The following is a 20,575-nucleotide window of genomic DNA, read 5'->3' as shown; positions in this document are numbered from 1 at the left end:
AAACAAAATCTAAACATATGAAAAAGCAACTAAATTTTCTGATAAAGTGACCTCCTTCATCAGAACTTTTTGCGGATATGACTTTAGCAATGTATATTAGAAAACTATGGCAAGCTACATAACATTATCTTTTAATGTTGGCTCCAAACAGCTAATCCAAAGCCTTGGCCTTATTAGACTTAATTAAAAAACATAACTTTCTAGATAGTAAAAAAGCACTACTGTAACTTGATATTTAATATCAAATTATAGTAATGCTCTTGTAAATTATCGAAACAATCCATATAATAACTTCTTCATTCTTAGACTTGGCTCAATGCCAAGTTCCTCCATAGAAATATCATAATAACTTCTGTATTGATTCTCCGCCGCTTTAAAGTCTCCCATTAAGGCGTAAACTTCCATAACAAGTTCATTAACTTCTTCTAGAAGCGGATTTTTGATTAGTATACTTTTTAAGCTAACTAAGGCCTTATTATAATCTGTCTTATTAACATAATAATAAGCCATCTTTTTCAAAGTATTAATATATAAGTTTTTTAACCTTTCCTTCTCAAAAATCGCCCATACAAAATCATTATCTTCGAAATAATCACCAATATATAACTTTATAGCATCCTCTAGAGCATTAATATTGTTATTATCAACTTCATCAAAACTACTTATAACTTCCTCAAACTCAATAAAATCGCATTTAACATTATTAGTTAAGAACTTATACCCCTTACTTGAAAACTCGAAGTAATCATCAATCTCTAAGTTTTTTATAAGTTGTCTCATGTTATAAATTGTTGTAGATAATAAGGCTGCTGCCTTATCTTTGCTCATATATGGCCATAAAGTTTCTAATACTCTATTTCTTGAAACCATAGTATCTCGGTTATGGACTAAAAAACAAAATAGTTCTTTAGTCTTTGAAGTCCTCCACTTTACATTATCATTTGTACCTTTATTAAAGATAATACCTACGTCTCCAAAACATCTTATTGATTTTAATCTCCTGTAGGAGATACTTGAGATTAAATTAACTTTACGATTTATCCTCTCTAAGGTTTTCTCAACTCTTGACTCTGATACTGGCTTTAATATATAGTCTATGGCATCTATTTCATAAGCCATTACTGCAAACTTGCTATGACCTGTTACAAAAACCACTTCTATATCAGGGTTAATGTTCCTAAAGGCATTAGCTGCATCAATTCCTGTAATCTGAGGCATTTCTATGTCTAAAAATACAACATCAACCTCATTATGTCTTGTAAACTCAATAGCTTTAATAATATCAGTATACGCCCCAACTAGCTCCACAAATTCAAAATCACTCAATATCATTTTAAGTAATTCTACCGCTAAACTCTCATCATCTGCAATTAGTATTTTCATCCCTTTGTACTCCAAAATCATAGCATGTAATTTAGTAATTTATTATATTGTAGATAAGCTTACCTTTCTACCTTATTATATACTAACATTTTCTTACACTATTAGACATATTTTTTCATATAGCCCATTAAAATTTTTATAAATTACATTAATGGCGCCAAATTATTATCTGAAAAATACTTAGTAATTACTATGATTCATGTCAGAATATATGCTAAAACATCAAAAAAACATACATGCAAGTAGCAATTTACTGCTATTACATGTATGTTTTATTTTTATTATGTCACTATATTCTTTATATTATTTTGATGACACGCTATCTGTATACGCTTTTAAGTCATATAGAGTTCCAGAGTTTCTTCCAAAACCTCCATCTCTTTGACTAGTCTGGTCATCTTGAGTTGATGAAGCACTGTTATTTTCACTACTAGCTTTTGAATTACTTGATTGATCAACAGTAGAATTGTTGTCTATCGGTGCATTTTCATCGGTAGAGCTACTGTATTCGCTAGAAGAAACTACTGTACCATTTTGTTGTACCCAGCTCATTATTTCACTGCTAGCACTTGAGTTTCCTCCACCACCCATTCCACCAGTCATTACATATCTTACTTCACCCTTCTTAACCAATTCCTTAAATTGATCTAGAGTGATTGATTTATCATTGCCCAAGAAGCCACCTATTGCCATAACAGGCTCTCCAGTTTGAATTATTATCTCAGATGCTGAATTTGCATTAGCTACAACAAGTAAGTATTTTTGATTAGCTGTTTTGTTCTTTTCTAAGAAGCTAACTAAAGATGAATCCTTGCTGTTTTCCATACCTTTACCCATCATTCCTTCTCCTGATGAACTTCCAGATAAAAGCTCTAAGCCTGCTGCTGGGAAGGAGTTGTTTACAGGATAAACCAAAGTTGCTGCCGACCCTACAAAAGGCGTCACCATAAGACCTGCTACTGCTAAACTCACTAAAACTTTCTTTAACTTAAGCACCTTGCTATGCTTTTTACTGCTAGCTTCATCTTCTAATTCCTTCTTACCTGTGTTCATAAGGTTCAATATTAGAAGTACTATTGAAGAGCCAAAACATAATACTATAACTACTGCTGCCAATATCTTTATTATGCTTGAGGTATCTACAAAGTAGTAAAGCATAAGCATTTGAGCCAATCCATTAGCAAGAAGTGCTATTGGCAGGAACCAAGATTTCCATCCGCCTTCTTTATGCATCTTCCACATATAAGTTATTCCAATTCCAGCTAAAGCAGCTGTTGGTGGCGCTAACATAGTTAAGTAGTATGGATGAAAAGTTCCGGTATTAAAGCTAAAGTATACAAACACTGGCAAGAACCACATTCCCCATAGAACTAGTTGTTGTTTTTTATCGTTGTCTAATTTGAAGCTTAACTTTTCCTTGATAGCAGCTGCTAGGAATCCAAATATAGCCAGTGGTATAAACCAAACTATTTGATCTGAAAGTATGTTCTTTGAAAATAATCTTGTTATGCTAGAGGTAGTTTGACCTCCGAAAGATCCTTGTAGTCCTGAGCTTCCGCCCATTCCTCCTCCACCTTGCATGTTACCTCCTGGTGCCATACCTCCACTTGGCGGTGTAAACTGTCCATTTCCTCCTGGCCCCATCTGACCATTGCCGTCCTGATCATTACTATCGGCACCTTGATTATTGCTGCTTGAAGTATTTTCACCTTGGTTGTTTTGTGTAGAATTTGTAGTATTTCCACTTTGATTGTTGGTTGTTCCTGAAGATGAATTTGAATTACCCTGTGGCATTGAAGGTCGTTCTCCTTTTCTGCCAGTTCCACCTCCTGGACCACCATTTCCGTTGCTACTGCTACTTAAACTAACTCTCTCTAATCCATTGTGCCCTACTATAAGTTCCATAACAGTGTTGTTAGTACTGCTATCCACATATGGTCTATTGCTTGCAGGTACTAAATCTACAACTACTGCCCAGGATAAAGAAACTGCTATAAGTATAAAAGTACTTACTATCAGGTTTATTATTCTCTTCTTTATTGAAGTTGCAGTTGAAAGAAGATATGTTATATAAAGTGATGGAGCTATCATATATGCTTGTAGCATCTTTATATTAAAGCCTACACCTACTAAAACCATACTTAATATAAGATATTTAAGCTTCCCTTTTTCAGCTGCCACCGTTAGTGCCCAGCATGCTAATAAAAGTACCATAACAAGGGTATTGTCAACTGAATTATTTCTGCTTACTGCAACGAATACTGGTGTTATTGCTAATGCTAAGGCTGATATAAGACCAGCTGCACTTCCAAAACTTCTCTTAACTATGTGATATATTAATACCACAGATATAACTCCTGCAAGAGCTTGAGGTAATATTATACTCCACCCACTATACCCAAAAATCTTCGCTGATATAGCTTGAAGCCAGAATCCTAAAGGTGGCTTATCTATAGTTACAAACCCAGCTGGATCAAAGGATACAAAGAAGAAATTCTTAAAACTCATGGTCATACTCTTTACTGCTGCTGCATAATAAGAATTGGCTGTTCCCTCAATACTTAAGTTCCATAAGTTAAGTACTGCTGATAATATTGTTATTAAAACTAAAGCTATATTTTCCTTAGTAGCTTTTATCTTTTTCATGTCTAATCCTCCCCTAATTTAACGAGCTAATGCACTTTATTTGCATTATCATAATTTATTGTGCTTTCTACTATATAAATAGGTCTATCTTTACTTTCATCAAAAATTCTTCCTATATACTGTCCAATTATTCCTATGCTACAGAATACAAGTCCAAACATCATTATGTTTATAGTTAATATAAGTCCTAAGCTTAATACGTTTGAATGAGTTGATATATCACTTAAAATTAGGCCAATAAGTGACATTACTCCCACAAAAGTCATTAATGCACCAATGTAACTTGCAAATACCAACGGCTTAAAAGAAAATGAAGTTATACCATCAAAGGCTAGCTTAAGCATTTTACTTAGCGGGTATTTGCTTTCTCCCGCAAACCTTTCACTTCTCTCAAATTCAACTGAAATTTGCTTATAACCAACCCAACTCACAAGTCCTCTTACGTATCTATTCTTTTCAGGCAGTGAGTTTAATGCATCGCATACTTTCCTATCAATAAGTCTAAAATCTCCTGTGTCTACAGGTATATCAACATTTGTCATACTCTTTAATAACCTATAGTAGATTTTTGCTGTAAACTTCTTAAAAAATGTCTCTCCCTCTCTTTTTGCTCTTTTCCCATAGACAACCTCGTAGCCTTCTTTCCACTTCTTTATCATGTTCAGTATAGCCTCTGGTGGATCTTGAAGATCGGCATCAATAACTATCACTGCCTGCCCTTCTGCTATATTCATACCTGCAGTTATCGCCGCCTGGTGTCCAAAGTTTCTTGAGAAATTTACAAGCTTTATATTGTCATCTCTTTTGCATATATCTTCAGCTATTCTTCTTGTGTTATCTTTACTGCCATCATTTATAAATATAATCTCGTAACACTCTTCAGTTTTATCCATTACGAACTTCAATCTTCTGTAACTTTCACTAATCACTAATTCTTCATTGTACAAAGGTACTACAACAGAATAAATAGTCTCTTTACTCATTTTAATCACCTCAACAATACGTAAGAGATTTTATTAATCTCTGCTTCCTTGATTAAAATTATAGAAATAAATAATCTAACTAATATCAAAATAAAATGTGAACTTTGTGTGAAAGCTAATACAAAAACATTTATTGAAAATAGTAGCATTATGATAACTTTGTCATATAACAAATTACTCATAACTGCTTTATTTCAAAACTATTATTAAGTACGTTCAAAATAAAAAGATGCATAACTTCACTATTCTAGTGAAATTATGCATCTCCATTAATTAGCTAATAGTCTTAAATTCATAACCTTTATTTTTCAAATCAGTTATTATATATTGAAGAGCCTCAGCTGTGCTTTTCTTACCGTAAGTATCGTGCATTAGTAGCACTACCTGCTGCTGCCCTACAAAAGTCTGGTGATATCTTTTGATAAGTTGATCTCTAGTCTTTGGACCACCTTCAGCATCTCCTACTAAGGCATTCCAATCTATATATTTATAGTTTTTTTCAGCTAGACGCTTATCCAACTCCTCTGTCCCCTTCCAAGAGCAATGTCCTCCCGGAAACCTAACTATATCTGTATTAAAATCTTGTCCTAATACACTTTTAAGTATTTGATCTGTTTTTTCTACCTCCGCAATAAAGGTATTTGCATCTGCTCTACCTCTAGGAAAAAGCTTGGAATAATTATGTGAGTAAGTATGATTGCCTATTGCATGCCCTTCATGGTATATATCCTGCAGAATACGCTTAGCCTCTGGAGTGTCCTCTACTTGTTTTCCTATAACGAAGAACGTTGCCTTTATATTGTTATCCTTCAAAACTCTTAAAATTTCAGGTGTTACAGTTGTAGAAGGTCCATCATCAAAGGTTAGAAATGCAGTCTTCTTTCCATCTTCTATTTTAATATGCTTCGTTAATAGGTCTTCTATCTTAGAAGCATCAAAGCTATTCTTATTTATCTCTCTTGTAGATTCATACTTTTCAGTCATGACTTTATATACTGGATTTCCTGCTTTAGCTCTTACTTCTAACTGCCCTTCTTCATTGTTTATCTTCTTTATCGTATCAATACTCTTATTAGGTAATTTTTCATCTATATTTAGTTGCTGATTATGTATACTAGCTTGTCCATTATCTATGTTCTTGTTATTATCACTCATATTACTTAATTCAGTAAACCTTGAAGACATTATAATTAACATTATAAATACTATAGTAGTTAGTCTTTTTACCCATACATTCTTACTAGCTTTCTTTTTTTTCAACATAGGTTCCCCCAATCTATTATCTTACTAATCTGAGAGTAATCATAATTGCCAGAAGTATAACTTTTACTAAGGTACAACAAAAGCTATTCTCAACTTTATTTCTATACATTGATATGATTATTACCTATGCTTTATTCGTAAAAAACTTGTTAATGTACTTTTTATATAGATGTTCTAATTCATAGTAAGATTTATATTTTTAGATTGAAGTGGTACATCTATAATTACAAATCATCTCTTTTCAAATAACACTAGAAATATAATAAATTAATTTTAATTTTTATATACACTTATTAACATATTATGTTATAATTAGTTTATAAAATTCTTAATTTTCTAACTATTTACAAGCACAATTAAAACATATTCTCTTATATGTAGTACTGTCGCATCACATTCGTAACAATTAACTTATCTTTTACACTTTTCTTAAACTACCTTAAAGAAAGGAGGATTACCTTACTAATACCGACATTCTATAAACTTACCTAGATTTTTACTATTTTGTCCTTAGCAATAATTTATACTGCAACTTTCATCAGTAGTTCACTTTATCTGTACTCTTCTTTGGATGGGTGAAGGAATTCTGGCAGGCTATATTTTTCTAACGAATAAAATCTAAATATTTAGGAGGATTATTATGTTAAAAATCAAAAAACTTCTTACTATTCCAGCTATACTTGCTCTTACTGCGTCTATTATGCCTTACACCAATTCAACTCCAGTTAAAGCTGCTACAGCTTCTACCTTAGTTTGGAGTGATGAGTTTAATGGTAGCTCTATTAACACCTCAAACTGGACCTTTGAAACTGGTGCAGGAGGTTGGGGAAATAATGAGCTTGAATATTATACAAACAGACCTGAAAATGCCAGAGTAGCAAACGGTAATCTAATTATAGAGGCTAGAAAAGAAAACTATGGAGGCTCACCTTATACTTCAGCTAGATTAAAGACTCAAGGTCTTAAGAACTGGACCTATGGAAGAGTTGAAGCAAGAATAAAGATGCCTAATGGACAAGGTCTTTGGCCTGCTTTTTGGATGCTTGGTCAAAATATAACTCAAGTTGGATGGCCAGGCTGTGGAGAAATAGATATAATGGAGCATATCAATTCTGAAAGTGTAGTCCATGGTACTATCCACTGGGATAATAACGGTCATGCATCCTACGGAAATCAATCCAGTAATATTGATGTAACTCAATACCACACCTATGCAATACAGTGGGATACTAACTCAATAAAATGGTTTGTTGATGGAGTTCAATACAATGAAGCTAATATAGCAAACAACATAAATGGTACTGATGAGTTTCACAAGCCATTCTTTATAATATTAAATCTAGCTGTTGGAGGAAGCTGGCCTGGTAACCCAAGCGGATCAACTGCTTTCCCTGCTCAAATGCTAGTTGATTACGTCAGAGTATATCAATAGAGTTTTCTAGAAATAAAAGTACCTAGAGAGTCATATCTAATCAATACGCCTTTCTAGGTACTGTGTGTTTCCAACGTCAAACACAAACTTATTTAAGTCTAAAAAACTTTCTTCTTAATAGAATTCTCTATCAAAGTTTATAATGCTCTTGTAAGATGGATGAATGTCATTTATAGTTTTTTCAATCTTAAGCTTAACTTCTTCTTCCTTAGCCTCAGTAAAATATGGCTTATCCAACACTGCATCAAAGATAAGTGTTTTCTCTTCACAATCTCCAACAACTCTGAAATCATGAATTGATATTACTCCATCTATCTTACCTATATGTTCCAAAATCTCTTCCCTTAACCTAACTGTCTCTGGATTGTCAGTCTTTATAGGATCCATGTGTATTGATAGATATACATTCATTTGATGACCGATCTCTTTTTCAGCTTTATCAATAACATCATGAATCTCCATTACAGGTATATTATACGGAACCTCTGCATGAAGAGAAGCAATATATCTTCCAGGTCCATAATTGTGAATAACTAAGTCATGTACACCAGTTATAGGTGCATAGCTTAACACACTGTTAATAAGCTCATCTACAAATTCCTTTTCTGGCGCCTTTCCTATTATAGTATCCAACGTATCCTTACCAAGCTCAAAACCTGAATGAAGAATAAATATTGATACCACAACTCCCACATATCCATCTATAGGAAAAGTAGTAAATCTAGTTATCAATAAAGATACTGTAACCATAGATAAAACTAGTATATCAGTGAAAGATTCTACAGCTGACGCCTTTAGCGCTGATGAATTAATAGTATTACCTATGTAGTTAGTAAACCTATTAAGCAATATTTGTAAAGGCAGTGCACATAGCATACACACAAAGCTTATGAGATTAAAAGGAACATTCACAGGATGTAATATACGTAAAAAAGAACTTCTTAAAAATTCTACTCCTACCACCAATATAGCTCCTGCAAACAGCAATGCTGTAAGATACTCTATTCTTCCATATCCAAAAGGATGCTTGTCATCTGCTGGACGGTTGGAAAGCTTAAAGCTAATTATTGTAACTAAGGATGATAGTGCATCTGTAAGGTTATGGAAAGCATCTGCAGTAATAGCTATACTATTTAGAAGTAAACCTATAACAAGCTCCATAATTAGAATCGAAGAATTAATTATAATACCGACCTTACCTCCAAGCGAACCATAGGATTGCCTAACATTTTGAGAATTGATATTCTTATAGTCCTTTACAAACCTTTTGATTAGATAATCAAATATAAACTTCAAATAAACTCACCTCCAATTATTATTCTATTCTTTTATCTTGTGTTTCTTTACATGTGAATTAATAAAACTGCCATGCATGTACTACTTTACAACATAAATACCTTAAATCACCTTTATTAGTGTAAAGGTGTTTTAAACACATCCTTAATGCAAGCAGTATATGTCTTTTTTAGCAAACTACACCTAAGTATTATACCATATAAATCCACATTATTGCACAAGAGCACGATAGCAAGTTGGTTGGTAAGCACTAAATATTATGAAGCAATCATCTTGTAATCTTCAATAAAACTTACCTTTGACAAATATGAATAACTATTTAATCAATGAACAAGTAATTTACTAAGAGTGCCACAAACATTGGAGCTGCAAAGTAAGCATATTTTCTAAGCACCTTCAGTCTATCAATTTCCTCATCAGCCTTTTGATCAAGGGAGGGATAAGACCTCGCTCCAACGCCACTTCCAGCTACCCCTATCATAATAGTAAAGCCAAAGATTATTTCGTTTGCCACAGTAAATATCTGTATTTGTCTAAGTATTAAGCTAACAACAATAATTATAGCCTCAATTATGAGTCCCAATATGAAATTCTTCATATTATATATCCTTTCTTATTAAACCTTATTTAGGTAATCCACTTTTATCAAACCTGCTTTTTAATTTTACCTCTGTATGAATTAATGCTAAAATGATTGCTGCTGTCTGTATTAACACTATCAAAGTAACCGTTAATCCAAGTTTATCAATGCTACTATTTATAAATAAGACTAACAGTATTAGAGATACTATTATTAAAGGCACATTAATATATAAACATGCCTTACCAAAACATCTATGAGCAAAGTCCCAGGTTTCCTTATTCTTCATGGACATAGTAGTTCTATATCCATAAATCATACTAATATCTTTTGGTGGATTGCTCCTCCACCTAAATCCTATACATAACATAAGCACTGGTATTATCAGTACTAATATTGAAAAAAATATCTTCATAATATCACCTTCATATAAAATATAACTTTTAATCATATGGTGCCTTCTACAATAAACTATTTATTAAACCAATTATAACTACCACTTACTTATATTACAATTTCTTCAAACCACTTCATTTATTCCACTGTTCCTCCTTAATGTTAAATTAAGTGGTATTATCTTTAAATATCATTGAATACCTAAAGAATACTGCATTTTCGTGTTTTTTAACATAATACTGTGGCAAATCACAGTTTATTTATAAGTAAAATAAAAACACCTTCATCAATAAAGAACCTCTAACCCTTTTATTATTGATAAGGTGTATATTTATTTAATTAAACTATAATCAATGAATTTAATAGATGAACCATATTATAATTAATTGCTCTTGGTAGCAAATCCGCCAAGTCTATTGAATGGATATATTATAAATCGAGCCTTTCCCATAATCTCTTCTCCATTTATATAAGGCTCCTTCCACCTTCTAGCATCATCTGATTCAGCCCTGTTATCGCCCATAAATAGATAACTGTCTTTTGGGACCTTGAAACTTCCAGCTAAATTTTCTTTATTTTTAACATATGGCTCTGAGTAATCCTTACCATTAATAGTCATCTTTCCTTCATTGTCTATAACAACTGTATCACCAGGAAGACCTATTAATCTTTTTATAAGATCTTCATTCAATTCCTTAGAATGGAATACAATAACATCTCCTCTTTGCAGCTTACTTCTATCATAGACCTTTGTTACCACTATGTTATCTCCTACTTTAATAGTTGGATACATGGAAGCTGAGGGAACATAAACCTTATATAATAAAAACTTGTTTACTAAGAAAGCAACTAATACTGCAGCTGCCATAGGTATTATATAATCTTTTATTATATTTATTACACGTTTCATTAGACTACTTTTCTTATTTATGGCCTTTAACATTACTTAATCCACCTTTCGACTATTGCTTAGTTTGTATTCTTACTTAAAAGATATAGATAGGTACTATGTTAATAGTTAAGTTTTATAGAGATACTACTTCCAAATAAAATCTATCAAAATAAATCTTCCCAGATTCATAGAAAACTTTCTTGAGTCTAAGGATTGAAGCAATATGTCTATTCAGCAAACTAGAAGATCCTAAACTATATTATTAGAATATATTTTTTGAATAGTTTACAGCCCTTAGTTACATATATTGTAAATTATGTAATAATATTAACACATTTTTTTTGTCCTTCAAACTATTATTTTATAATTTGCCTTAAAAATCTAATCTTACAAAAATTTATAAAAACGGTTTTTATACTCATATATAAGATTCACTCAATAATGCCACATAAAATACAAAAAAGATAGAATAATCATATCATCATATGACTTCTACCTCTTATATTTCCATACTAATTAATCTAATAACATTATGGTTTTTGCAGGCCTCTAAAAAGTATTTTAATGATAATAATCCAAAGGCGATAAAGCCTAAATAACTTACCCAATGAAGTTTTGTTCCATAAGCACCTTTTATTCCGTTGTATAAAAAAGCCAACGAGCAAATTAATAGCACTATGGCAATTATGTACTTTCTTTTATTCATATATAATCCGCCTCACCATATTACTAATATTACCACTATTCCATATTTTTAACGACACGTACAACCTTAAAGTAACCATATAAAGGGAACACCGTGCTGGAAGCATCTTATTAACATGTTATATCAAGATAATAATTCCTTATTCTATAAGTAAATTTACTCTCAATAATTAAATGTTTGATTTGAGGAAAATTCATTGATAAAACAAAAAAACTATTAAAGGCTTGAAATATCAAGCTTTAAGAGTTTTTTGGTGCGGCGGAGAGGATTCGAACCCCTGACCAACAAAATCCTGGAATTATTTTTATAATTCCAATTCAAAATATGTTACTTAGTAATATGTGGTCATTGGAAGATATAGATGAAGCCACAACTAATAAGACCAACATTATAGGGTATAAATATTCTGAATTTTTATACCTTTCTTCAGAAGTTGTATACGAAAAAGTATGTAGGTTTTGGAAAGGTCAAGACTAGAATACCCTTTAACTAAATATGCTATTTATATATTTATTGGTACTAGGGACAAGGTATGCAAACACTGAAAAATAGTAGATTTACAACTATATATTATAGCTATGTATATGGAATCCTAGTTGGACAACCACTTTAATTATTTTAATAAATATTGCACTTTAAAATAAATATATATTTCATATATTTAGGAGGACTTTAGTTATGAAATCTATTATAGAAACAAACACTAATAAAAAAACAATGTCAGTAAAAGATTTTTGTTCTGAATACGGTATTGGTCAAAATAAAGCTTATGAATTAGATAATGTTAAAGGCTTTCCAATGATACGTTGTGGCAAAAAAATAATTATTATTGGTTCCAAAATGGACGGATGGATTGAAATCCAACTTGGAAAAAGTTTTTAAACTTCATTAAAAATATATTAAATAAAATCGCTTTGGAGATTAATTTATTATGAAAAAATCAAATAGCGAGGGTTTAATTAATAAATACAAAAATGACTGGAGCGCCACAATAACAATAGAGAGAGGATAATGGCAGACTAAAAAGAAAGCAATTCTATGGAAAAACTAAATCTGAAGTTATTAATAAGATGAATGATTACAGAAACAAATCTGCTTTCGGTTTAATTTCAAAAGATAAAAAAACAACTCTTCAAGAGTGGATAAATATTTGGTTAACTACCTTTAAAATAAATTATATTAGATCAGCTACAATAAAACGATATAATGGAATATATAGAAGTTACATTAGAAATTCCGACATTGGAGTTATCAAATTAAAGGATTTGAAAACTTCCCATATACAGATTTATTATAATAATTTAAACAAAAACAAAGGTGTTACTATAGTTAGATTATTTCATAAACTACTAAAGTCCGGCATTAACCAAGCTTGCAAAGAACAATACATTATTATAAATCCATGTACAGGCGCAACTTTACCTAAAGTTCAGAAAAAAGAGGAATCTCAAATATTTTCACTAATAGAGAAACATAAATTTTTATATTATTTAGATAGTAGTAAGCATAGACTGCGTACCCTATTCAAACTTGATTTGAGTACAAGCCTACGACTTGGTGAAATTATTGCACTTAGGTGGTGTGATATAGACTTAACCGCTAACAATGCTAAAATATCTAGAACTTTTAAAAGAGTCGCAAAACTTGATATAACTAGTAGTGGCAACAAAAACAGAAATCATAGTACAAGCTCCTAAAACAAAAATAGCACTAGGACAGTGCCTTTTACTTCATCTATGATTTCTGAATTAAAGCAGCACAAGAAAAGCTCTAAGCTGGTGATGCATATAACAATAGCGACTTGGTATTTGCAACCGAACTAGGTAACCCTATTGATGGAAGAAACCTATCCAGGAGCTTCTACAGGATATTAAAATCAGCTAGTATACCCGATAAAAAGCTCCATTCTCCAAGGCATACTTATGCCACAAGATTATTTAAAAAAGGTGTTTCGTTAAAGACTGTGCAAATGTTATTGGGACATAGTAAATTAGAGATAACTGCAAATATATATATACTCATGTGCATTTACAAGAAAAGATAAAAGCAGTTGAATTACTAAATTATATATTTTAATTTAAAAGGTATGCTATGTTTATATAACTAAATTTACCTAAGACGAAAATCAATGAATTTTTATTAAATAAATTTAAACTAAATACTCCTCATTTGTTAATGTAAATGAGGAGTACTTCTAATATATTAATTCTTCCATCTTATTTTTTTATATACAGTAAACTAAAACTTAGTACTCTCAAGATTCTAATTCAATCAATACTTCATCTGCTACTATTCCTCCATCTTTCATAGTAATCTTTCTATTACAATAGGAAACTATCTTCTCATCATGAGTTACTATAACAATAGTTTTACCCTTTTTGTTTATGCTTACTAAAAGGTTCATAATATCTTTTCCAGTATCCTGATCTAAATTACCAGTAGGCTCATCTGCAAGTATGACATCTGTATCCTGACCCAGGGCTCTTGCTATAGCAATTCTTTGCTGTTGCCCTCCTGATAATTCGTTTGGATATTTTTTAGCTACATCTTCAAGACCAACTTCCTTTAAATGTTGAAAAGCTATTTCCAGTTTATCCTTCTTAGTCAATTTTCTAACATTAAGAGGTAACATTATATTTTCTATTATATTAAATTCTTTTATTAACGCAAAGTATTGGTATATAAACCCAATTTTCCTATTCCTAATAGCGGCTGCTTCTTGATCATTTAAAGTACTTGTATCTTTTTCATTATGATAGTATAAGCCACTTGTTGGCTTGTCTATCAAGCCAATAATATTCAATAATGTACTTTTCCCACAGCCAGAAGGGCCCATAATGGCAACCATCTCGTTACTTTTTATCTCAAGATTAATCTCTCTTAATCCAATTGTTTTTGTTTGTTTTGTTTCATATACTTTATTTATTTTGCTTAAGCTTATAATACTCATTACTGATTTCCTCCTATAAGTTCTCTAACTTCAAAATTATTTATAAAATATCTAGTTAATATAATTACAGGTATCAATATAAAGATAGCAACACAAAATGTTTTCAAGAATAGAGCTATCGTTAAGTTAATTTCAGAATGTATATTATATCTTACAACTAATAGTACAAGGCATAAGCATAACAACTTAGCTGTATTAATTATATATTCTAAGATAATCCTTTTTTTACTAAAACCTAAGGCAATTTTAATTCCTATATATCTTTTTTCAGAGAAAATAGCTGACAGAATAAAGCCTATAACACCAGATAAGCTAATTAATAATATCATTACTGCATTAAATAATTTATATGCAACATAGTTAAAATTTAATAGCGTAAATTTCTTCATTTGATCACTCAAATATGTTGTTCTAATACCCATATGTTTCAATGTAGCATCTATATACTTTTCCCCTGAATCTCCCTTGTAAATAATAAAACTATTTGTCATAGAGTAGAAATCCAAATCATCTTCTCTATATGTTGGTGGTAAAACTCTAGTATCTTTAATATCAAATGGAACAACCAAGAAACTGTTTAAATTGTTAGTGTAACTTAGTGCATCAGATCCAGAATTTGTGGCAAACATATATTGATTTTTATCTAAGAATGCTACAATTTTATATCTATTACCTGATTTACCTTTTATAATATCTCCTTCAGAAAAAAGCGTTTTGTAATCATAACCCGCAAAAACCGGAATAGTACCTGTGTCTTCATTTTTTAATATATCTTGCTTAACTTTAATTTTTAATTGCTTAAATGAATCCTGTTCTATATATACTAAAGGAATAGCACCATTTCCTTGAATCTTACTCATAGTACCGTAATAATAAGTTGGTACATAATTATTTATCTTATCCTTATTATTCAAACCTTCTACATCGGAAGAAGTATCAACATCATATAAATATGTAACTAACCCTATATCTTTTTCTTTTTTCAAATCAGAAAGAGTTTTTCTAACATTATATCCATCTAATACTTTATCATCATATGATACTGAAAAAGGATCTACAACCTTAACATTTTTAATCTGTATTATACTTTTAGCTCTATTCATGATACCGAAAACAAAATCTAGTGAATTAAATGCTTCTACTGAATAATTCAAAACCAAAAATATTTGCACTATCATTATTATTTTAATTAGTAAGTTTTTTGATAAATTTATATGAATATTAATATTACTGCTTATAGAAAGTTTATTTAATCTTCTATTATTAAACTTAATTACAATAAAACAACAAATAAATGAAAACATTATATCTGCAATAAATATAATTGGCGAGCCATTTAAACCCATATCAAAAAAGTTTTTATTAAAAAATTTAGAAAATGGATAGTATATTAAACTTGAAATAATCGCAGATATAAAACCTAAAACTAAAAGTTCATTTCTTACTAAAGCATTTGTGGCCTTAGTGGAATACCCTATAGCTTTCAATATACCTATTTGATTCTGCTTTTTACATACCCAATATATTGAAAATATAACTATGTTAACTATAGCTATTAATGAAAGTGTTAAAAAGTATATAACATCGTTTTTGGTTGAAAATAAAAAATAGTTAATTTTTTGTACCGGAGGAGTAGAAAACGATGCTTGCTTTATATCAAACTTATCCTTAAGTACATTAATATTAATGTTATCACTACTTAATAGAAATTGCTGACTTGCAACTTTATTAGTATCTATCCAATTTTGTGGAGCAGCTGTATATGGAATAAATATTTGCAGCTTATAATAGGAACTTGAGTATTTGTTACCTAATACTCCAACTACTTCATAAGAATCATTATCAATATCTATAAAAAGCTTGTCACCTTTCTTTCTGCATAAATCTTCATATACATATGAGATGACAGCAATCTTTTCACCTTTATTAATATCTTGATTATTTATATCTCTTCCTTTTAATAAATTAAAATCATACATTTTAGTATTTGAAACACAAATAACATTAGCCTGTTTATCAAACATTTCACCTTTAAATGTTATCTCACGACTATAAGCCACTTTAACACCTAATTTATCTATCTCTTTAATTAAATCATTAACTTCTTTTAAAGTATGCTCTTTTCCAAATATAGCTGATAAAATAATGTTATTTTTTGAAATAACATTACTTTCAAACGACTCTACTGATGAATTAAAAAACATATTAAAAACAATATTGAAACCTATCATACTAATAGCCATACATATAACAATAATTAATGAACTTGTTTTATTTTTTATAATATTTTTTAATATAATCATATGAATTCTCCCCATTAATAAATGAAGCATATAGGGATTTGATTAGTCTAATCCCTACATGCATCATTTCTAATTAATTTGTAAGTGTAAGATATGCGTAATCTGAGATACCTTCTGATCTATGAGTACTCATCCATCTATATGTGCCTGCCTGTGTAAGAGAGCAAGTTGATACATCAGGTCTAGCGTCAGTACCATTTCCACGTCCATATCCCTGCGTATTGTTCAAGACTACACCCGAACTATTCTTAGCAGATAAGTAAACGTAAGATCTTAAACTTTGATATCCATTTTTTTGTACAAAATCAGTTTCTGCAATGGCAGAACTACTACCAGACTTATTAAGTAAACCTAACTTAACGGTACCTGTACTAACATTTTGATCATAAAGTGATACAGCTGAAGCAGAAACTGCTCCAAATAAAGCTAATGATAATCCTACCGCCATTGTCTTTTTTAATAACTTTTTCATTTTATTTCTCTCCCATCTCATACCTTATTTTAAAATTTCATTTCTTGATGTTACACTAATCAACACATGTTTCATTAAATTAATTAATATATTACTTTTTTTAATTTACTAACGCGCGAAAGTATTAAATACTACAAATTACTTAACAAATTTTGTATAAAATTAGTGTTTAATGTAATATTACATCATATATATAATACTTTTTTCTACTTAACATGTAAAATATTTTTTTTCTACATATTACTTGATACTATTACATAATAAGACAGTTGTCTTCTATTATCATTAAATCGACAAAATAACTCAAATAATGAAACTTATTTCAATTAAAAACAACTATAATTTTAGTTATATTCTTTAATATAGTAATAAATAATAATAATACTATATCGTTACAATATGCAACAAAGCAAACTATATCCATAAAAATTCATTGTTAGCTTTACTTTAAAACTAACTATTAAAAGGTTAATGAAGTTTTGAGTATCTATTAAGTACTGAAGATTTGCAAGAACTCAACATTAGAAAGATATATACAAACTTCCACAGAGTATGCCTATATACATTAATAAATCACATAATATTCTATAAATACTACTACTGCTTGAACATGTTTCATATCAAAAAACATTTTAAATTTCACTATCAACAATCATATAACAATACTTTGAGTAATTACATTAAATATTCATACATACAATAAACAATATACTTTTGTCTTATCATCAATATAAAAATATATAAAATCCATAAGGTTGCGTTATTGTTGTGTTATTTTAACAAGTTGTTTAATGTTGCTATAAATAAAAAAAACTCAGAAACCATTGAGATTTCTGAGTTTTTTGGTGCGGCGGAGAGGATTCGAACCCCCGACCAACTGGTTCGTAGTGTGGCAGACTACTTATTTTATATTAAATTATATTATCTCAAATCCCTGTAATACAACATTTTAATAGTATTTACTATGCGTATTTTCATGTATTTTTCAGTATCTTTAAGTATTTATAAACACTAAATAAACACTACTTATTACTACGCCTTTATCTTTATTTATGAATCAGAAATTTGCTTTATTCAACCTCAATTCTTTACCACTAAAACTAAATTCTAATAATTTCATTAAGCATCTTTGTGTTGTTTATGAGAATCTTGAATCATTTTCTTCCATTCATCATACTCAAAAACATTTATCTTATTTGATTCTTTATATTTATCAAATAAATTTATATCAGGTTTAAGAAATATTCTTCCTTTGTCATTAGATACTATGCATATATTATTAGGTTCATCCATTGCTACTGCTATACAAGAGCATTCTCCATAATCTTTATATACATAAGATCTACTTTTAAATTGTTCCATAGTAATTTCATTATTAGCAAGAGCCTTTTTTATAACTCTTGGGTCTTTTAAATGACCATAGAAAGCCCTTCTAATCTTATCAAAATTACTCTTATACTTAACATCTGATTTCACGCAATATGTTTTTACAGCATTAGACTGCTCTAAAATTTTTATGCCACTTAATAGATTCTTAGATTTATCAGCATCATATTGATTTACAGACTTTCCAGGTCTCAATTCATCCAATATAACATCAGTTAGTGCAAATGTATCTTTAGTCTCTTTATACATAGTTGCAGTGTTTATTAACTCGAGTGAATTGAATTTTTTTATAAGAACACATGTATCCTTTAAATAAATCAACTTTCCCCCTCCAACTCCTCATACCTTTCAATCATTGCTTCTCCGGTCTCTAATCCTAATTCAGTATCTTTGATAAGTCTTTCAACTAACCTCTTCATATAATTGTATGGCTCGTAATTAGGGACATAAAACTCATGATCAGGCTTTACATTATACATAAATGCTTCTTCTGGGAATCTCTTATCAAAAACTCCTATCTCTTTCTTTTTAAAACTTTTGTAAAAGGTTTTCCTCTCTAAATAAGTTCTAAACTGACTCTCCAATAATCTATTAAAGGTAAAGCTAAAACTTGTATAATACCTACAGCACAAGGCATTAATATACTCCGCGAGCTTTCCCCAATTTTCTCTATACAGTAATCTTTCTTTTAATACGTGCTTTAAATCTTCATCAGCACATTTTTTAGGGTATAATAATTCTTTAGCAAATGAATTTGCTTCATTCTCTCGTTCACTACCACCGGATGTTTCAGGATTAGAATCAGACATACTTAATCCTATATGTAAAAACATGTGTCCTAATTCATGAGCCAGAGTAAAATTTTGATGTCCTATATTTCTTTTATAGTTTACACATATAATTGCATAACCGCTATTATATCCAATAAATCCAGACAATCTATCTATATCTTCTTTAAATAGTACTACCTTTTTTTTATCAACCATTATTTCAGTATCACTAAACAAAGAAAAAAGATTCCCTGGATAATCTACTATTCCTAGGAATCTTCTTGCTTCCTCTATCTTGCTATATTCAACTTCCAATTTTATCCCTCTATTCCCCTTTTAATTCAATTAAAAAAGCTAAATCTTCAGTAAAGCTTTGTAATATACCTTTAATTTTATTAGATTTAGGGGTAGAGTCTCCTCTATTATAACAAGCATTAACTATATCTCTTTTCCTTACAGCTTCATCAATAAAGTATTCTGGTTTGCAGTATACTACATTTGATATGAACTCTAAGGTTATTTCATCAATTTCACTATATGAAACATCATTGTTTAATATACTATTTAATTCATCCATATCAACAAGAGCTTCATCACTTAATTTCTCTTCAGATATTTTGAAATAATCCATTCTTTCTCTCAATAATGCTCCAATGCCCATACTTTTCCCCCCCTTTAAATATTTATATTCATTAAAATCTATTAATACTGCCTTCATTATATCACTCTCCGTGACTAAAATTCAATATATTTATAGTAAAATTTATACAATTCAGTATATGTTTTATTTTTAGTTTTGACACATCATTACGATAATATAACCTATCCTAAATTTAAATTTTCCTTTAACCAATAATTTAGTAAACTTCTTAATTAAGTTTAAACAAAAAAATAATATATATCTCAATAAAAAAAAAGAGAGTTTATCTCCTCTCTCTTTATATATTCTATCAGTGTAATATTTCATTATAAATCAAGTAAATATCTACAGAATTATATTAACTAAAAAGTTTATTTCATATAGAAAATTTTTCAGTTCTTTTCAGTATTAAAATACCTGCATTATACATTAATCCTTAATCATCCAATCTATATATTATTTAAACTTTTTTTAATG

The 20,575-nt window shown here is 30.0% G+C and carries 18 protein-coding genes; 3 read left to right on the top strand and 15 right to left on the bottom strand.

What is annotated here, in order from left to right:
• Window positions 1–267 precede the first annotated feature (267 nt).
• The 4 genes from GXK57_RS12805 to GXK57_RS12790 all read right to left on the bottom strand — a co-directional run bounded on the left by GXK57_RS12805 (window position 268) and on the right by GXK57_RS12790 (window position 6,275).
• Entirely contained in the window at window positions 268–1,383 is a 1,116-nt protein-coding gene (locus GXK57_RS12805; RefSeq protein WP_160676807.1) for a response regulator, read from the bottom strand.
• 303 nt (window positions 1,384–1,686) lie between these two features.
• Window positions 1,687–4,029, bottom strand: coding sequence for a glycosyltransferase family 39 protein (locus GXK57_RS12800; protein WP_160676804.1), 2,343 nt, complete (start codon window positions 4,027–4,029; stop codon window positions 1,687–1,689).
• A gap of 26 nt (window positions 4,030–4,055) precedes the next feature.
• Complete coding sequence (locus GXK57_RS12795; protein WP_160676801.1) at window positions 4,056–5,012, bottom strand: glycosyltransferase family 2 protein; 957 nt, start codon at window positions 5,010–5,012, stop codon at window positions 4,056–4,058.
• 273 nt (window positions 5,013–5,285) lie between these two features.
• A complete protein-coding gene (locus GXK57_RS12790; protein WP_160676798.1) occupies window positions 5,286–6,275 on the bottom strand; it encodes a polysaccharide deacetylase family protein in 990 nt (329 codons plus the stop codon).
• Between the two features lie 640 nt (window positions 6,276–6,915).
• Between GXK57_RS12790 and GXK57_RS12785 the strand changes: the two genes are divergently transcribed.
• Window positions 6,916–7,707, top strand: coding sequence for a glycoside hydrolase family 16 protein (locus tag GXK57_RS12785; protein WP_160676795.1), 792 nt, complete (start codon window positions 6,916–6,918; stop codon window positions 7,705–7,707).
• Between the two features lie 114 nt (window positions 7,708–7,821).
• On the opposite strand, the gene GXK57_RS12780 is transcribed toward GXK57_RS12785, so the two are convergent.
• The 5 genes from GXK57_RS12780 to GXK57_RS12760 all read right to left on the bottom strand — a co-directional run bounded on the left by GXK57_RS12780 (window position 7,822) and on the right by GXK57_RS12760 (window position 11,577).
• Window positions 7,822–9,003, bottom strand: a complete 1,182-nt coding sequence (locus GXK57_RS12780) for a cation diffusion facilitator family transporter (RefSeq protein ID WP_160676792.1) — start codon at window positions 9,001–9,003, stop codon at window positions 7,822–7,824.
• A gap of 319 nt (window positions 9,004–9,322) precedes the next feature.
• Entirely contained in the window at window positions 9,323–9,601 is a 279-nt protein-coding gene (locus GXK57_RS12775; RefSeq protein WP_160676789.1) for a hypothetical protein, read from the bottom strand.
• A gap of 25 nt (window positions 9,602–9,626) precedes the next feature.
• The gene (locus GXK57_RS12770; protein ID WP_160676786.1) at window positions 9,627–10,034 is read right to left on the bottom strand and encodes an SdpI family protein; all 408 of its coding nucleotides are present in this window, start codon (window positions 10,032–10,034) and stop codon (window positions 9,627–9,629) included.
• Between the two features lie 327 nt (window positions 10,035–10,361).
• Entirely contained in the window at window positions 10,362–10,922 is a 561-nt protein-coding gene (gene lepB, locus GXK57_RS12765) for a signal peptidase I (RefSeq protein WP_160676783.1), read from the bottom strand.
• A gap of 448 nt (window positions 10,923–11,370) precedes the next feature.
• Window positions 11,371–11,577 carry a hypothetical protein gene (locus GXK57_RS12760; RefSeq protein WP_160676780.1) on the bottom strand — a complete coding sequence of 69 codons (207 nt, stop codon included), beginning with the start codon at window positions 11,575–11,577 and terminating at the stop codon, window positions 11,371–11,373.
• Between the two features lie 678 nt (window positions 11,578–12,255).
• Between GXK57_RS12760 and GXK57_RS12755 the strand changes: the two genes are divergently transcribed.
• Both GXK57_RS12755 and GXK57_RS12750 read left to right on the top strand, forming a co-directional pair.
• A complete protein-coding gene (locus tag GXK57_RS12755) occupies window positions 12,256–12,459 on the top strand; it encodes a DNA-binding protein (RefSeq protein ID WP_160676777.1) in 204 nt (67 codons plus the stop codon).
• A 188-nt stretch (window positions 12,460–12,647) separates the two neighbouring features.
• Window positions 12,648–13,274: a hypothetical protein gene (locus tag GXK57_RS12750; protein WP_160676774.1), complete on the top strand. Its 627-nt coding sequence runs from the start codon at window positions 12,648–12,650 to the stop codon at window positions 13,272–13,274.
• A gap of 557 nt (window positions 13,275–13,831) precedes the next feature.
• Here the strand turns inward: GXK57_RS12750 and GXK57_RS12740 are convergent.
• From GXK57_RS12740 to GXK57_RS12715, 6 genes are all read right to left on the bottom strand, one after another.
• Entirely contained in the window at window positions 13,832–14,527 is a 696-nt protein-coding gene (locus GXK57_RS12740) for an ABC transporter ATP-binding protein (RefSeq protein WP_160676767.1), read from the bottom strand.
• The gene (locus tag GXK57_RS12735) at window positions 14,527–16,830 is read right to left on the bottom strand and encodes an ABC transporter permease (RefSeq protein ID WP_160676764.1); all 2,304 of its coding nucleotides are present in this window, start codon (window positions 16,828–16,830) and stop codon (window positions 14,527–14,529) included. The genes GXK57_RS12740 and GXK57_RS12735 overlap by 1 nt, the downstream gene beginning before the upstream one ends.
• Before the next feature lie 73 nt (window positions 16,831–16,903).
• Complete coding sequence (locus GXK57_RS12730) at window positions 16,904–17,302, bottom strand: hypothetical protein (protein WP_160676761.1); 399 nt, start codon at window positions 17,300–17,302, stop codon at window positions 16,904–16,906.
• 1,119 nt (window positions 17,303–18,421) lie between these two features.
• The gene (locus GXK57_RS12725; protein WP_160676758.1) at window positions 18,422–19,009 is read right to left on the bottom strand and encodes a hypothetical protein; all 588 of its coding nucleotides are present in this window, start codon (window positions 19,007–19,009) and stop codon (window positions 18,422–18,424) included.
• Window positions 19,006–19,773 (bottom strand): ImmA/IrrE family metallo-endopeptidase, encoded by a 768-nt coding sequence (locus GXK57_RS12720; protein WP_160676755.1) that lies wholly within the window; start codon window positions 19,771–19,773, stop codon window positions 19,006–19,008. The genes GXK57_RS12725 and GXK57_RS12720 overlap by 4 nt, the downstream gene beginning before the upstream one ends.
• Window positions 19,774–19,783: 10 nt before the next feature.
• The gene (locus GXK57_RS12715) at window positions 19,784–20,176 is read right to left on the bottom strand and encodes a hypothetical protein (RefSeq protein WP_160676752.1); all 393 of its coding nucleotides are present in this window, start codon (window positions 20,174–20,176) and stop codon (window positions 19,784–19,786) included.
• Window positions 20,177–20,575 lie beyond the last annotated feature (399 nt).

Origin of the sequence: Clostridium sp. C8-1-8, assembly GCF_009928445.1 — a bacterium.
Taxonomy (GTDB): Bacteria; Bacillota; Clostridia; order Clostridiales; family Clostridiaceae; genus Clostridium_AR.
The sequence above is the reverse complement of the archived record's forward strand: the minus strand, read 5'-3'. Positions and strand labels throughout refer to the sequence as shown.

Bases quoted from the DNA above. Each gene is read 5' to 3' on its own strand.
- GXK57_RS12770 (WP_160676786.1), bottom strand. From the start codon at position 10,034: ATGATTAAAAGTTATATTTTATATGAAGGTGATATTATGAAGATATTT.
- GXK57_RS12790 (WP_160676798.1), bottom strand. From the start codon at position 6,275: ATGTTGAAAAAAAAGAAAGCTAGTAAGAATGTATGGGTAAAAAGACTA.
- GXK57_RS12750 (WP_160676774.1), top strand. From the start codon at position 12,648: ATGAATGATTACAGAAACAAATCTGCTTTCGGTTTAATTTCAAAAGAT.
- GXK57_RS12775 (WP_160676789.1), bottom strand. From the start codon at position 9,601: ATGAAGAATTTCATATTGGGACTCATAATTGAGGCTATAATTATTGTT.
- lepB (WP_160676783.1), bottom strand. From the start codon at position 10,922: ATGTTAAAGGCCATAAATAAGAAAAGTAGTCTAATGAAACGTGTAATA.
- GXK57_RS12760 (WP_160676780.1), bottom strand. From the start codon at position 11,577: ATGAATAAAAGAAAGTACATAATTGCCATAGTGCTATTAATTTGCTCG.
- GXK57_RS12800 (WP_160676804.1), bottom strand. From the start codon at position 4,029: ATGAAAAAGATAAAAGCTACTAAGGAAAATATAGCTTTAGTTTTAATA.
- GXK57_RS12740 (WP_160676767.1), bottom strand. From the start codon at position 14,527: ATGAGTATTATAAGCTTAAGCAAAATAAATAAAGTATATGAAACAAAA.
- GXK57_RS12785 (WP_160676795.1), top strand. From the start codon at position 6,916: ATGTTAAAAATCAAAAAACTTCTTACTATTCCAGCTATACTTGCTCTT.
- GXK57_RS12730 (WP_160676761.1), bottom strand. From the start codon at position 17,302: ATGAAAAAGTTATTAAAAAAGACAATGGCGGTAGGATTATCATTAGCT.
- GXK57_RS12795 (WP_160676801.1), bottom strand. From the start codon at position 5,012: ATGAGTAAAGAGACTATTTATTCTGTTGTAGTACCTTTGTACAATGAA.
- GXK57_RS12755 (WP_160676777.1), top strand. From the start codon at position 12,256: ATGAAATCTATTATAGAAACAAACACTAATAAAAAAACAATGTCAGTA.
- GXK57_RS12805 (WP_160676807.1), bottom strand. From the start codon at position 1,383: ATGAAAATACTAATTGCAGATGATGAGAGTTTAGCGGTAGAATTACTT.
- GXK57_RS12735 (WP_160676764.1), bottom strand. From the start codon at position 16,830: ATGATTATATTAAAAAATATTATAAAAAATAAAACAAGTTCATTAATT.
- GXK57_RS12715 (WP_160676752.1), bottom strand. From the start codon at position 20,176: ATGAAGGCAGTATTAATAGATTTTAATGAATATAAATATTTAAAGGGG.